Here is a 13,890-nt window from a genome sequence, read left to right on the forward strand (position 1 = left end):
GTAGCTCTCATTCCCATTCGTACCCAGGCTGACAACGGGAGCTCCGTTATCCAACCGGAAGCGATTCGATCCGGCAGCCACATCATTGCCGACTTCATCAGAGGCGCGGATATGCAAATACCAGTCGCCGTTCACACCGGTTTGTGTTAGCGTATCCCCACTTGCAAAGCTTGCCCATGCGGCGCTGTCGTCCGGGGTGCCGGATGTTTGCGTCCACACTGCTTGCAGACTGTCCGAATCGACGCCGCTCTCGCTGTCGCTGACGGTAACGGTCGTCGAAGCTCTTGTCGCATACGTTTCATTCCCGTTAATGCCAAAGCTGACAACGGGAACGCCGTTATCCAATCGGAAGCGATTCGATCCGGCATTGACAACATTGCCCGCTTTATCGGCAGCCTTGATATGTAAATACCAATCGCCATTCACGCCGCTTTGTGTGAGCGAATCCCCGCTTGAGAAGCTTGCCCATGCTGCTCCGTCATCCGGCGTGACGGAACTTTGCGTCCATACATATTGCAGGCTGTCCGTATCGACGCCGCTCTCGCCGTCGCTCACTTCGACTGTTGTCGAAGCTGTCGCGGCATACGTTTCATTTCCATTCGCGCCCAAGCTAACGGTAGGCGCTATTGCGTCCTTCATTACGGTTATGGTGTATGTCTTCCCTGCAGAAAAGTACGGCTCCACATGTGCCTGAATGACGGTAGAGTCTCCCGTTAGCGGAACATGAACTGCCAAAGCGCTCGTTTCATACGCCCCGTTGATGAGCAGTTCGGCATGCAGGGGGCTCGCCAGCGTCGCCGTCACGTTCACGCTGCTGACCGAGGGACTGACGTATCCCGTATAGCTGGTGATATTGGGATGGAAATGGGGGCTTATCGTACCTGTATCGACAGTCATATGGCTTAAATTCACATTGCCTGGGATAGTAGCTTGACCCTCAGATCCACTTCCCCACGCCACGATGCTGCCGTCCGACTTTAATGCCAAGGAATGATGCAGGCCAGCAGCGATCGCTACAACACCGCTCTGTGCTGTCGTCGGAACGCTCGTTTGCCCCTGAGTGTCACTCCCCCACGCGATGACACTGCCATCTGACTTCAACGCCAAGGAATGACGGAATCCAGCTGCAATCGCTACGACGCCGCTCTGCGCCGCAGACGGGACGGCCGTTAGACCAAAACGATCGTCTCCCCAAGCGACGACACTGCCGTCCGACTTTAGTGCTAAGGAATGGTTCAGTCCAGTCGCAATCGCTTTGACGCCGCTCTGGGCTGCAGTCGGTGCAGTCGCTTGGCCAAAGATATCGTAGCCCCATCCGACGACACTGCCGTCCGACTTTAACGCCAACGTATGATTGCCTTCAGACGCAATCGCTTTGACGCCGCTTTGCGCTGCGGCCGGGACCGTCGTTTGACCTGCATCATTGATCCCCCACGCAATGACACTGCCATCCGACTTTAACGCCACAGAATGATTGGCACCTGCCACAATCGAAGCCACACCACTCCGCGCTGCGGCCGGAACCGTCGTTTTTCCATGATCTGAGTCCCCCCATGCAATGACGCTCCCGTCCGACTTTAACGCCAACGAATGGTCGGAACCAGAATCGATCGATACCACGCCGCTTTGCGCTGCGGGCGGGATGGCCGTCTGGCCTTTATCATTGCTCCCCCACGCGACGCCCCCCCCATCCGACTTCAAGGCCAGGGAATGATCATAACCAGCAGCTATTCTTTTTGCTTTCACAGGCTTCGATAATTCTGCCGGCACGTCTAGATTACCATCACTATTGCTTTTGCCCCATACCACTATACTCCCATCTGTCTTTAGCACCATAGAGTGTTGAGCTTTTCTCTCGTTATCGACAGCGAGCCCCGCCGCAATCGCAATGACACCGCTCTGCGCTTCGGGCGGGGGGGCCAGTCCATCTCCCCATATGATGACGGAACCATCCTCCTTTAACGCCAATGAGTGGTAACTTCCACCAGAAATCGCGACAACACCACTCTGTGCAGCTACGGGGACTTCCGCTTGACCCAAATTGTTGTAACCCCAAGCGATGACGGAACCATCCTCCTTTAATGCCAAAGAATGAGAAAGACCACTAGAAACCGCGACAACACCGCTTTGTGCAGCTACGGGGACGTCGTTTTGACCATAGTCATTCCAACCAAAAGCGATAACGGAACCATCCTCCTTTAACGCTAAAGTATGGCCTCCTCCAGCAGAAATCGCGACAACACCGCTTTGTGCAGCTGCGGGGACGATACTTGCAGATATGTCACCCCAAACGATGACGGAACCATCCTCCTTTAACGCCGCAGAATGAAATGTTCCAGCAGAAATCGCGACAACACCGCTCTGTGCAGCTACGGGGACTTCCGTTTGACCAAGACTGTTAGTGCCCCAAGCGATGACGGAACCATTCTCCTTTAACACCATATTGTGAAAGTACCCCGCATCAATCGCAATGACGCCGCTCTGCGCATTGGCAGGGACGTTCGCTTTCCCCTTATAGTTATCGCCCCAAGCGACGACACTGCCGTCCGTCATTAACGCTAAGCTATGCCTCGCTCCATTAGCAATGGAGACCGCCCCTTGTAAACCGGCTGCTGAGTGCGCCGCTTCTGCGGTATGCCATTGAGGTATTTCGATCATGCCTATTAATAGAACAATGACTACGATGATAGATACTCTGCTTTGAACCCTTCTTTTCACCTTTCGCGCTCCTCTTCCTCTTCATTTCATAGCCTCTATACGACTCACAATGGAGAATTGGCTATGATGCTTGCCTATTCTCGCATATTCATTACCTTGTAATCTTAAAGGTTTCTTAAAACTTTCTCTTCTCATTTGGATAAAGTACTCAACCCTGTAAGAATTGTTGTACTATAGTACAAACATGTTTCTTCAGGGGACATGTGAAAAGGCGGTTATCACTTTTTTTGGAGGCTAAAGCGGGATTATGAAACTCTCTTTTAAATTATGGCTGTACTTTATTGTCAGCAGCGCCGCAGCTATTGTATTGGCCGTCACGCTTGCTCTGACCTTGGGGCAAATATTGCAGCCCGGTCATACGTATGAAACATTAAAAGCAATGGCAAACGAAATGATCTTAGAGGTCAACCAAAACGGGGAAAAGGAGGCAGCGCTCATTGAAGTCACGGAGGTCTATCAATCCCAGAACCCTTCGTTTGTTTTTGAGTGGCTCCATACTGACGGTGCGATTGTATATGCCTCAGACGGTCGAACGCAGGCATACAGCCCTTCCGAGCTCATCCATCTGCTAGCTAACGAATCGGACAGCTATTGGGACCTGGAACATCCCGTCAGTATGATGTATCCGGCCGATATTTCGGGGCACAACTACTATTTGTATCTTGAGATCCCCCCGGAAGCCATGAGGGAATCACAAATTCTTTTATATTTCCGTTCATGGACATCCCTTCTCTCTCTTTTCATTCCCTTTCTCGTATTTATCATTACGCCGTATTTCTTTACCTATCATTTCTTTCATGCTTTGCGCAAACGGTTAAAAGGGATAAATGAAGCCCTCTCGGGCATGTCGATCGATCGTCGCCGTGAAATCCATGACGACCATAACGATGAAATCGGGCAGCTCGCCCAACATTTCAATGCCATGTCGAAGCGGATTCGTGAACAATTCGCACAGATTCAAGATCAGGAAACCAAGCGCAAAACGTTGATTTCCAACTTATCTCATGATCTGCGAACGCCTCTCACTAATATTCTTGGTTACGCGCAAGCCATACAGAGAGGCATATATAAAAATGAAGACGAGTTGCAAGCTCATGCCGATATTATCCTTAGCCGCTCGCAATACATGGAAAAACTGATCAACGCGTTGTTTCAAGTGTCGCAATACGATCTCCATGGCGTTCAAATTCAGAAAAACCCTACCCAATTAGCTGTGATGTTGAGAAAAGTACTGGCAGAATACATCGCCGTTCTGGAGTCAAAGGGAATCGAAATGGATATCTCGATTCCGGAAATAAGCATGACATTGATGGCTGATGTCAACTTGCTGGAACGTGCAATGCGCAACTTGATCGATAACGCGATAAAATACGGAGCAACTGGGAAATATCTGAGAGTGGAGTACAAGGAGGCGGAAGAAGGGGTATCCTTTTCTGTCATTGATCACGGACAAGGGGTTCCCCCAGAACAGCAGCCGTTTCTCTTTGACCGTTTCTACCAGGGGAGTCAGAATAGAGGCGGTGAAGGCTTCGGCATAGGATTATCCATTGTGAAAGAAATCGCTCATGCCCATGGCGGCGGGGTATCCCTGTACAGCGCACCCGGCAAGGAAACGCGCTTCACGGTGACATTGCCCCGGTGATATAATGATTATATTAAAGGAGTAGGCGTGTCGCTAGCATGAGGAGGTAACCCACTTGACTGATTCCCGAATCCTTATCGTTGATGACGACCCGGACATTCGTCATTTAATAGGCATTCATTTGCAAGAAGAAAGCATGCCTTATACGGAGGCAAGCAGCGGAAAGGAAGCGTTGCAATTGCTGCAGCGGGAATCCTTTGATTTGATCATATTGGATCTGATGATGGATGACACGGACGGCTGGCAAGCTCTGCAGCATATCCGTTCTTCTCACAACCACACCCCTGTCATTGTTGTGAGCGCTTTAAGCGAGACGGAGAAAAAAATTAAAACCCTTGGCTTGGGAGCCGACGATTATGTGACCAAACCGTTCATCCCCAGTGAGCTCGTTGCCCGAGTTATGGCCAATATCCGGAGAAGTCGAAGTCCGCTGACCACGGTAACGGCCAATCGCCTTCAATTCGGGCCTATCATTCTTCATTTAGACTCTCTGTCGATGGAAAAAGAAGGGGAAAAGTTTCAGCTCACGCAAACGGAATGCGATTTGCTTTCCGTATTTATGCGCAAGCCCGGTCATACGTTCACGAAAGACGAGCTGTATCAAGCCGTATGGCATCACGAGCAATATGATCCCAATAGTCTTAGCGTATATATCAATTTCCTGCGAAAAAAAATCGAAGATAACCCGAAGATGCCCGCGTACATTCAGACGATACGCGGAATCGGATATCGCTTTGCCTCGGGGTAATCCAAGTAAGTGGCTGTCCTTTCACGAACAGGACAGCCCCTTCCCTGTATCCGACCTTCTTATGCGTCCTCATCCAGTTCCTTCTCCATTCTGACCCGGAGCCGCGAGGGACGCCACATGCCGGCATACAGCAGAACACCTGCCAGCGCGGCAACAGCGGGAAGCGCTATGCCTTGCAGGAAGAGCGTTATCCCGCAGGGCAGCCAGAGCAAGATCGCTCCCGTCAAGCTCGCCCATCTGTCCACTGACATTACCCCATCCATGTGCTGGCGTTCAGGCAGCGGATAGATCTGCTTCCATACCGTATAGCGATGGCTGTGCCTGAGACTGCCAAGCTGCACGAAATAGATTAATAGAAACAACATATACGCCAGTGCCGCACCCCATCCTTGTCCATACCCTTCTCCCGCAGCCCAGAATACGACCGTTCCACCCAGCAGAAGCAAGCGGACAAGAATTCCGCCTATCTCCGTGCGGAACAGAGTAGCCGCATATAAATATTGGAATGTACGCGACCTGCTGAAGCTTATTGTCGGCAGCAGCCATGCCAGATAGCTCCTGCGCTTGACGCGTGAAGACACTACTGGCACATCGATGAACATACTGAAGAACAGCCCCATCCGTCTCCGCGTATTCTCCTCTTCTTCAATTAATCGCTCCCAAGGAAACCCCTGCGCATTCGGAAGCCGGTACAAAAGCGTCATAGCTGCAACGGCAAGCACGACGAGCCCCAGCGCTATCCACCAGCTGTAGCTTAACGCCATCCCTATTACAGCGGCAGTGAGCAGCCAGCGCAGCCAGCGATAAGCCGTACGCTGAGAGCTCCAGTTCAACTGGCGCTCTCTCCAAGCTCCAGCGGCATTGACCAGCTTCAGAGCAATTGCGGCCAGCACCAGGATAGCCGCTTCGCCTTCATGAACGCCTTGACGATAAATCGGCATATACAAGAGAAGCACGACTGCCGCAACGGAGAAGCTCAATCTCGCTGAACGAAGCAGCGAGCCCCGCAAGTACATGCCCATCTCATGCTCTCTCGGCATCAGATAGACGGTATCCGCCGGACGGAGCAAGGTACGCAGCGGGCTCCAGCACAATACCGGTGTCAGAACGACAACACCTGTCGCTGCAACAGGGAAATTAGGGGACAGATCGCTAATCAGCTTCCCGTACCCGATCGCCGACACGATGAATACCAGCGACAAGAATCCAGGAAAGCCGCTTTGTCCCATATAGCGAATATAAGGCATGATCTCCCGGCGGAAAGCGGCCGCCCGATCTCGCCTGATGGACTCTGGCTTCCATGCGCCGGCCATTACGGGGCACCTCCAGCGACCAGTCGGTAGAACGCCTCCTCCAGCGTCCCCCTCCCCTTCTCTAATCCGGCAGCCAAGAGCACTTGCTCCAGATTACCGTAAGCCACCACCTCTCCGTGATGAAGCACGACGAACTTGTCGCAATAGGCTTCCACCGTGGATAGAATATGAGAGCTCATCAGAATAGCCGCCCCTTGCGACTTCACTGCTTCAAGCTCATCCAACAGCGAGCGTATGCCCAGCGGATCAAGTCCAAGGAAAGGCTCATCAATTATGTATAGCGGAGGAGCGGCCAGCAATGCGCTCATAATCATCACCTTCTGCCGCATCCCCTTCGACAGATGGGCGGCGAACGCCTTTCGCTTCGGCTCCATCTGATACTGCCGCAGCAATGACTCCACTCTGTGGTCATAATCGCTGTCCTTGACAGCGTAAGCCATGCCGCTTAGACGCAAATGCTCCTCCACCGTCAATTCGTCATACAAGACTGGAGACTCCGGCACATAAGCGAAGGCCTCCCTGTATCGTTCCGGATTTTCCGCCAGCATCACCTCAGCCACTCGAACACTTCCGCTCTGCGGAGTCAGCAGCCCCAATATGTGCTTGATCGTTGTGCTTTTTCCCGCGCCGTTCAATCCGATCAGACCGACCATCTCGCCCGCTTCCACCTGAAAGCTGACGTCATGCAGCACGGGCTTACGGGGATTGTAGCCCCCGGTCACTCCTGTCACCTGCAGTACACTCACTATCCTTCCCCCCGGATCTTCCTGTAATAACCACTTTACATCAGCATAAAGGATTCCTCCCGCAATAGCAAAATAACCCCACAAAGTGAGGCTTTGCGGGGACCCGAAGCTTGTGAGAAAACAAGCTGCTCCCCGTTAACCGAGGAACAGCTTGCCGCATTAAGACAGTATTTCAATACGATCTACTTTGTTGTTATCGCCGGACACTCTGATAGCCTGATCCGCCTTCAGCTTGGCTGCATCGCCTACAATAACGACATCGTCAGCGATATTGTAGATGACATATTTGGTCTCATTATTCGTTGTCACCTTCAAGGTAAGCGTCTGGAGCTTCGCGTTGGAATTAAAGTTCAAGGAATGAATAATGCCCACATCCATAATGTCATCCTCTTCCGCATTTTGCGTCACTTCAATGAAGACGACTTTGCCCTGATATGTACGCAGGAACACCTTGTCGCCCGCTTTCAGAGCGCTAACCGGAGCTTTCACATCGTCTCTGAAAATAAAGACATTGGAATCAAGCGGCAATGTCAACAAAGTACCGTCGGTCTTCGTCAGTGTCAGCGCGCCGCCGGTCGGGGCAACCTTGATCTCGCCATGAATTGCGCTGGCATCATGGTCCGGCATCTCGCTGTCAGTACGGTCCAGCAGAGCAGCAAGCTCCGCGCGAGTAACCGGCTGATTCGGACGGAACGTTTTGTTTCCTTTTTTGTCTTCATAGCCAGTAATAATTCCCTTCTCCAGGGCAAGCGCCACATAGCCGACAGAGCCGGCCGGAATTTCATGCGCATCCTTGAAGTCAAGCTTCGTATTGTTAAGCGCCTTCGCTTCATCCTCAAGCTTCAACGCCTTGATCAAGAGAACCGTGGACCACAATCTCGTCGCGTTAGCTTCTGGTTTTACTTCCGATTCATTTTCGAAGAACAAGTCATTCTCCAGAGCAACCGCAACATAGCCTACTGCCCAAGGATATTTCTTCTCAATTTTATTCGCATCCTTGAATTGCAGCTCTGTACTCATTTCTTCCGCGGATTCAGCCTGCTCGCGCAGACCCATCAATCGAACAGCTGCTGTCAGCGTTTCAATTCGGGATATTTTTTGCTTTGGCTTGAAAGTGCCGTCCTCGTAGCCGGTGAATACGCCTTTAGATGCCAGGCGCATAATGTATTCCATGGCCCACTCCAGCTCTTCTTCATCCTCGAAATGCCATTTTACTTTATACTTGTCATCGTCATCGTCATCGTCATCGTCATCGTGATCTCTTTTATCATCATACCAGCCTTTCCCTTTACCACGATCATCGTCGTGTCCCTTGCCGTTCGCGAAAGCCGAGGTGCCGCCGCTCGCCAGCAACAGAAGGGCCATTGAACCGATCAGTGTTTTTTTCCATTTGTTTTTTCCTGTCAAAAAAGCCACTCTCCTTTAACGATTGCGGACAAGCCGCATTTTATCCTTCGCCCATAATGTTCGGCGGGGTAAGTTCGTTTTAAGGGGTGGCCTTCAAAAAAATTATTCAGTTTTATCTTGCTGGCGTTTCTCCTTCAGCCATTTCGGCGCGCCTTTGTTCTTGTCGTCGCGCTTCCTGCTGGATTTCTTCCTTGCGGGAGTAGGCTGCGATTGTCCCTTGACGGCACTTACGACTGGCTTCCGCTCCGTCATCGGGGAAGACGTCACGGAATCGCGCTGCCTGGCCCGTGTAGACGCAGTGCCGCTTGACGTCTTCGGCTTATAGCGGGTAGCTTCGCGCAATTGCTCCTCCGTCAACAGCTCTCCCCGGAACATCGTCCGCTCTTCAAGCGCAATTCCAAGCTCCTTGCGGAACTTGTTCATGATGAACTTCTCCTGATGTGTAATAATCGTGACAACTGTTCCCGAGCGCCCCATTCTTCCCGTACGGCCTGCTCGATGCACATAATGGTCGGCATCCACTGCCGGATCAAGCTGGAGAACTAGCGGCAGCGCTTCGATGTCCAGACCGCGGGCGGCAACATCAGTCGCCAGCAGCAATTGGCAGCGGCCGTCGCGGAACCTGGCAAGAGTCGCGGCTCTGCGCTGCTTGTCCGCATCCCCATAGATCACTTCTGCATCGAAGCCCTCGTACTTCAGCTTCGATTCCCAATTGGATATGTCATTCGTATCGTTCAGGAAGAGCAGTGCGGACGAAGGGTTCAGCAGACGCAATAGCCGTCTGACAGTATCGAACTTGTCCCGCTTGTCGCACTGCACATAATAATGCTGGATGCTCTCCGCGACGCGTACGTCCGGTTGAATGCCGATATGGCCGGGGTTCGTCATCCAGCGTCCTTCGAATCGGGCCATGTCCGGCGGGAAGGTAGCAGAGAAGAATGCCATCTGCCGGTTCTTCCCCATACTGAACAGCACCGTCTCCAGCTCCTTGGATGAGCCCAGCTGGAATGTCTGATCCGCCTCGTCGATAATGACATGCCGGACGCCGTGCAGCTTCAGCTTCTTCACCTTGAGCAGCTCATGTATCCGCCCTGGCGTACCTATCACCAGCTGCGGACGGAGCTTCAACTTCTCGATCTGCCGCTTCATCGCCGCTCCGCCGATCAACTGCTGCACCCGGATGCCCAGCGGCTCCGCATACAATTCCGCTACCCGCACAATCTGCATCGCGAGCTCCTGCGTCGGGGACAGTATAACCGCTCCGATCGCATCCGACTTCGGGTCCAACTGCTGCAGGACGGGAAGCAGGAACGCCAGCGTCTTGCCGCTGCCCGTCTGGGACCGCACAGACAGATCGCCGCCCTCAAGCAGCGCAGGAATGGCAGCTTGCTGTACCTCCGTCGGCTCTCCGATGCCCTGCTCCTGAAGCAGATCGCATAATTTCTCATGAACACCCAGCTCTAACCATGTTTTTCCCATGTTCCAATACCCTCTCTTACCTCTGTGGAATTACTTCCGATTCAATAAGCCGCCGAACAGCCTGTCGGCTATCCGCGGGAACAAGCCGTACAGCTTCATGCCAATGCCCGCCGCCTTCGGCAGGTCCAGCTCGGCCCGCTTCCGCTCCATGACGCGCACGATACAGCGCGCTACATAGTCCGGCTTCATCATAAACCACTTTATATTGTTCACATAATGGCCTTCCGGATCAGCCAGCGCAAAAAACTCCGTATCGATCGGCCCCGGATTGACCGCCGACACGTGAATGCCCTGCGGCCTCAATTCCATGCGCATCGCGTTGGTCAAGCCGAGCACCGCATGCTTGGTGGCGGAGTAGGCGGAAGACTTCGCCGAAGCGAACTTGCCCGCCATGGAAGCGATGTTGACAATGTGCCCGCCTCCCTGCCGCTGCATGAAGGGCAAGGCCGCTTTCGCACAGCGCACAATGCCCATATAATTCGTCTCCATCATCGCCTGAAAGCGCTCGATCGGCATATCCTCGAAAGGCGAGAATTCGCCATAGCCGGCGTTATTCAACAATATATCGATTCTGCCATACCGGGCCACTATCGCCACCGCCGTCGCTTCAACCTGATGACCGTCCGTGACATCCATCACATAGTAGCTGCAGCCTTCTCCGATGCGGGCCGCATGCTCCTTCAGCTTCCGTTCATTGCGCCCCGTCAATACCGGAATCGCTCCGCGCTCAGCCAGCAGTGCAGCCGTCTTCGCTCCGATCCCGCTGGATGCACCCGTTATCCATACGATTGCTCCGTTCAACATCTCCATCACCCAATCCAAGTGTACTTCATAACTGCCGTCATAGCAAAAAAAATCCCCTTGCAGCAGCAACGGAAAACCACGACCGAATCGTGTTCCGTCAAGCGCGCCACAAGGGTTATGCCCCGCCGATCAGGCTAAGAAGCAACCAGCACTTGAATATCCAATTGTCCGATTCCGTCCACAATGAGCGGAACCGTCAGCGCCTTCGTCACGGAAAAATCCATAGCCCCGGCAGACTGGATAACTTGAGGAGGCGTAATATCGACCGTCACGCCTTGATTATACAGGAGCATGCTGGCGTTGCCGCTGATCATATTGCCCAGCTCGGAGATGGCGCTGCGTCCCATCTCGTCGATCTCCGAGATCGCGTAGCCGCCCATCATCGCCGATACCATCTTCAGCGCTACCCCTTCACTAAGCCCGAATATGATGTTTCCGTTCATTTGGCCGTTCATACCGATCTGAATCCATATATGGTTTTCAATGTAGGTGATGTCTTTCAGACCCAACTGTCCCGTTGCAGGCCGTATTTGTACGACTTGCTCAATGACAACGATGGCCGACTCGAGAAACGGATTAATATACTCTGCCTTCATTAAGAGGAATCGCTCCTTTATCGACAAAATTCGCCACTTCTATTATTAGCTACTATTATACTTGATATAATAGGACAAGTATACTATTACGATCATTATTCGGCCTTTAGTCCTATATCCAAGGGGTGGCGATGGCCTCAAAAGAAGTCTCATTATCGAACTAAACACAGCTATTTAAATTGCCGCCCCTGCATGTTGCTGCCGGCGGTAGGTCATTCGAATCAAGCGCAGACGCTCATACAGCTTGTCCGCCTGCACCTCTTCCTCGCCGTATACTTGCTGCATGACAGGCTTCAGATAGCGGTCTCCCAGCGAGGCCAGCGACTCCCGTACCCGCTGCTTCTCCTCCTCCGGAACGACCAGCAGCTCCCGCTCCAGGAACGGCTCAATGTCGTACCCTTCCTGATCCAATTGTTCAATGCGCATCACAAGCTCCCTGCGTGGCATGGACAGCTCCTTCTCCAGCAGATCCAGCGTTCCGTCGCGATGAAGCAGGGAGAGAATCGTCTTGTTCTCCCGATGACGCTCCATCAGCGATTGATACTTCTGTTCCTTCTGCTTGAATAACCATTCCGTATAGCTGCTTGCATCCAGCTCATTCGCGACCCACTCCAGAGGGAAGGTCGTGTTCCGCTCAGTCGCAGAAGTAATCGCCAATACAGCTTCTCCATAGAGCTCGTTCTTCGCTGCGCCCCAACCGGGAATCTGCAGCAGCTCTTCCTTCGTCTGCGGCACGAAGGCGCTGATCATCCACAGTATGCGATTCGTCGCAATGATGTACGCGGATTTCTTCTCCGCTGTCGCAGCCGTCCGCCGCCATTCCCGAAGCTGCTGGAACAGCTCTTCCTTGTAATGCATCTCACCGTAGCATTGCAGCATGGAGCGGAAGCCTCCGCCGGCTGTTCGGCCGTCATCCAGCATACCGTCAATGATAGGCGTATATCCTTGTCCCATTACTCTGGCCACCCCATGACGGAATGTCATCAGCATCTCCTCCCATGATGTGCCTTCGAACCAGGTAACCGGCTCCTCCTCTTCTTCCTTCACTTCCAGCCACAGCACTGACCACACGCCTTGCCGTTCGCAGATCGACAGCTGAGCTGTTTGTACGTCATGCTCGGCACCTGCCTTCTCGAATGTGTTCAAAAATACGATTTCCATAGCGATACACACCTTTCCATTCATAGAGTGGCGAATCATGTCGACAGACGCCAAAAAAGCACCCCTCCCGCAGCCAGCTGCAGAAGGGGTGCTTCCCCGACAATCCGTTCCTATGTTCGTTTGTATACATGCTACCACAAGGTGCAAATTATGGCAAGCAAATCATGCGTTTATCGCGACAGAAGCCTGGGCGGCTCTTCGCTGCTTGCTGTCGATCCATTTAAATACGGGATTGGTGATGGATTTGATCACCAGCGAAGCCGCCACGCACAGCACAATTAACCAAAGGAAGATCAGCGGCGGATACTTCGGGAAGAAAGTAAGATCGGAAAAAATCGTTTGGTAAAAAAACATATGGGTCAGCCAAATATTCGTCGAATGCGAGCTGATATAGGCCATCCCCCTCCGCACCGCCGGTCCTTTCTTCAATAATAAATAAAAGCAAATAATAGCGACCGCATTCAGCGGCGCGATCACGGAGGATTCGATTGTCATATGGAATAGAAACAGTATAACGAAACCAAACAGACAGCCGATTTGGAGATAGGGCAGTTTATGCAGCCGTCGATATATGCGCGAATAGACTTTAAATTTGGCGAACAGCGCCCCAACGACAAACGAAAAAACGGAAGTGCCGAACAATACGCCGACATTGTTGACATACAAGAGCACGTTATTCTGCCCGAAATCGATGATGGACCAGTAGCGCTGCAAATGCGAGAACAAATATAGAGCTCCGGTGATAAGAAGCAACGGGATGTAATGAACCCTCTTTACAATAGCAAGCAGTAAAGGCGAAAGCAAAACCATCAGAATATAAATCTGGACAAACCACCAGGCGCCGTTCACATGGTTGGACAATCCAAGAAAGTCCATGGCGAGCATGTATGCCTTGATCTGCTGCCATTGCTCTGGACGTACGATGAAAAATAGCGGCACAAACAGCAGGAATACGACCCAGTAATTGACGTACAACTTTAAGATGCGAAATAGATTTTTCCTCATGCTTTCACGGAGAGGACGATTGCTCATGACATAAAAGGCATAGCCTGTCACAAACAAATAAATCGGCCGGCATGCGTCGCCAAGCAAAGCAAGGTAGTAGACAAGAGGGACGCCGTTCCATTGCGGAGCTGCAAAATATAAGCCCTCTACATCCTTTCTCGCAAACAAGTGAAGCAGCACCATAAGCAAAATAGCCATCCCTTTCAAGGCCCTGGTGTCTTGCTTCGATAATTCCATTCCTGAATCCCCTCCAACTTCGTTCGTTATAAAA

11 protein-coding genes are annotated in these 13,890 nt (G+C 52.2%); 2 read left to right on the forward strand and 9 right to left on the reverse strand.

The window, feature by feature from the left end:
- A partial coding sequence (locus tag M6D81_RS16215; protein ID WP_262677965.1) for a cadherin-like beta sandwich domain-containing protein occupies positions 1-2,718 on the reverse strand: 2,718 nt, incomplete at its 3' end.
- Positions 2,719-2,965: 247 nt separating this feature from the next.
- Between M6D81_RS16215 and M6D81_RS16220 the strand changes: the two genes are divergently transcribed.
- Together M6D81_RS16220 and M6D81_RS16225 are read left to right on the forward strand one after the other, a co-directional pair.
- Positions 2,966-4,360: a sensor histidine kinase gene (locus M6D81_RS16220; RefSeq protein ID WP_262677966.1), complete on the forward strand. Its 1,395-nt coding sequence runs from the start codon at positions 2,966-2,968 to the stop codon at positions 4,358-4,360.
- Positions 4,361-4,415: 55 nt separating this feature from the next.
- Entirely contained in the window at positions 4,416-5,108 is a 693-nt protein-coding gene (locus M6D81_RS16225; RefSeq protein ID WP_262677967.1) for a response regulator transcription factor, read from the forward strand.
- A 59-nt stretch (positions 5,109-5,167) separates the two neighbouring features.
- Here M6D81_RS16225 and M6D81_RS16230 read toward each other — a convergent pair whose 3' ends face one another.
- From M6D81_RS16230 to M6D81_RS16265, 8 genes are all read right to left on the reverse strand, one after another.
- Entirely contained in the window at positions 5,168-6,421 is a 1,254-nt protein-coding gene (locus M6D81_RS16230; RefSeq protein WP_262677968.1) for an ABC transporter permease, read from the reverse strand.
- Positions 6,421-7,170: an ABC transporter ATP-binding protein gene (locus M6D81_RS16235; RefSeq protein ID WP_262678069.1), complete on the reverse strand. Its 750-nt coding sequence runs from the start codon at positions 7,168-7,170 to the stop codon at positions 6,421-6,423. The genes M6D81_RS16230 and M6D81_RS16235 overlap by 1 nt, the downstream gene beginning before the upstream one ends.
- 156 nt (positions 7,171-7,326) lie before the next feature.
- Positions 7,327-8,574 (reverse strand): S-layer homology domain-containing protein, encoded by a 1,248-nt coding sequence (locus M6D81_RS16240; RefSeq protein ID WP_262677969.1) that lies wholly within the window; start codon positions 8,572-8,574, stop codon positions 7,327-7,329.
- Between the two features lie 102 nt (positions 8,575-8,676).
- Complete coding sequence (locus M6D81_RS16245) at positions 8,677-10,053, reverse strand: DEAD/DEAH box helicase (protein ID WP_262677970.1); 1,377 nt, start codon at positions 10,051-10,053, stop codon at positions 8,677-8,679.
- A 30-nt stretch (positions 10,054-10,083) separates the two neighbouring features.
- Entirely contained in the window at positions 10,084-10,857 is a 774-nt protein-coding gene (locus tag M6D81_RS16250; RefSeq protein WP_410795750.1) for an SDR family NAD(P)-dependent oxidoreductase, read from the reverse strand.
- Between the two features lie 134 nt (positions 10,858-10,991).
- A complete protein-coding gene (locus M6D81_RS16255; RefSeq protein WP_262677971.1) occupies positions 10,992-11,453 on the reverse strand; it encodes a chemotaxis protein CheX in 462 nt (153 codons plus the stop codon).
- A 174-nt stretch (positions 11,454-11,627) separates the two neighbouring features.
- On the reverse strand, positions 11,628-12,614 hold the full coding sequence (locus M6D81_RS16260) for an HRDC domain-containing protein (protein ID WP_262677972.1): 987 nt from the start codon (positions 12,612-12,614) through the stop codon (positions 11,628-11,630).
- 162 nt (positions 12,615-12,776) lie between these two features.
- A complete protein-coding gene (locus M6D81_RS16265; protein WP_262677973.1) occupies positions 12,777-13,856 on the reverse strand; it encodes an acyltransferase family protein in 1,080 nt (359 codons plus the stop codon).
- Positions 13,857-13,890 lie beyond the last annotated feature (34 nt).

Source organism: Paenibacillus sp. J5C2022, from assembly GCF_025567625.1.
In the GTDB taxonomy this organism is placed as follows: domain Bacteria; phylum Bacillota; class Bacilli; order Paenibacillales; family Paenibacillaceae; genus Pristimantibacillus.

What these genes read in the sequence shown, in the direction of transcription:
- M6D81_RS16255 (WP_262677971.1), bottom strand. Translation starts at nt 11,453, where the DNA reads ATGAAGGCAGAGTATATTAATCCGTTTCTCGAGTCGGCCATCGTTGTC.
- M6D81_RS16250 (WP_410795750.1), bottom strand. Translation starts at nt 10,857, where the DNA reads ATGTTGAACGGAGCAATCGTATGGATAACGGGTGCATCCAGCGGGATC.
- M6D81_RS16230 (WP_262677968.1), bottom strand. Translation starts at nt 6,421, where the DNA reads ATGGCCGGCGCATGGAAGCCAGAGTCCATCAGGCGAGATCGGGCGGCC.
- M6D81_RS16265 (WP_262677973.1), bottom strand. Translation starts at nt 13,856, where the DNA reads ATGGAATTATCGAAGCAAGACACCAGGGCCTTGAAAGGGATGGCTATT.
- M6D81_RS16220 (WP_262677966.1), top strand. Translation starts at nt 2,966, where the DNA reads ATGAAACTCTCTTTTAAATTATGGCTGTACTTTATTGTCAGCAGCGCC.
- M6D81_RS16245 (WP_262677970.1), bottom strand. Translation starts at nt 10,053, where the DNA reads ATGGGAAAAACATGGTTAGAGCTGGGTGTTCATGAGAAATTATGCGAT.
- M6D81_RS16260 (WP_262677972.1), bottom strand. Translation starts at nt 12,614, where the DNA reads ATGGAAATCGTATTTTTGAACACATTCGAGAAGGCAGGTGCCGAGCAT.